At 48.4% G+C, this 481-nt stretch carries 2 protein-coding genes; both read right to left on the bottom strand.

Going from position 1 to position 481, the window contains the following annotated elements:
• Nucleotides 1–88: 88 nt before the first annotated feature.
• Entirely contained in the window at nt 89–232 is a 144-nt protein-coding gene (locus NE664_13590) for a hypothetical protein (GenBank protein MCQ4727665.1), read from the bottom strand.
• 21 nt (nt 233–253) lie between these two features.
• The coding region (locus NE664_13585; GenBank protein ID MCQ4727664.1) for a hypothetical protein at nt 254–481 on the bottom strand (228 nt) is incomplete at its 5' end.

Raw genomic sequence — 481 nt, 5'->3', positions numbered from 1 at the left:
GCAGGAATCATCGGAATATCTGCATTATTACTGGGTTCATTTTCATGTTCCGGAACCTCCCGTCTATATCAATCAGACGGAGTATCCTTCAGAAATCAGCCAGGCACTGCCTGAAAAATACATTGTGCCTGAAACCGGTACGCTCACACATGGCAAACGGGTTCCCCTCCTGTATTCCCAGCTTCTCGATATATCCAAGAGACGGTATCCTGCTTCCGAATATCTGCTGCACTACTCTCTAACCGCCCTGCTGTTAGAACTGGCCGGGGAGTTTTCCTCCCGCCTTCTGGCACCGAAGGAGGATCCTCTCCACATCTACAGAATTCAGGACTGGATCCGACGCAACTTTCAACAGGCCATAACGGTTGCCCAGATTGCAGAAATTTTCCATTACAATCCAGATTACCTTTCCAGCAGTTATAAGAAGCTGACCGGTTCCACCCTGACCCAGTATATCAATTCCGTAAGAATCGAGTCTGCA

Source organism: Anaerotignum faecicola (genome assembly GCA_024460105.1).
Lineage (GTDB): Bacteria > Bacillota > Clostridia > Lachnospirales > Anaerotignaceae > JANFXS01.
Note: the sequence above shows the minus strand (reverse complement) of the source record. Positions and strands in the feature narration are given on the sequence as shown.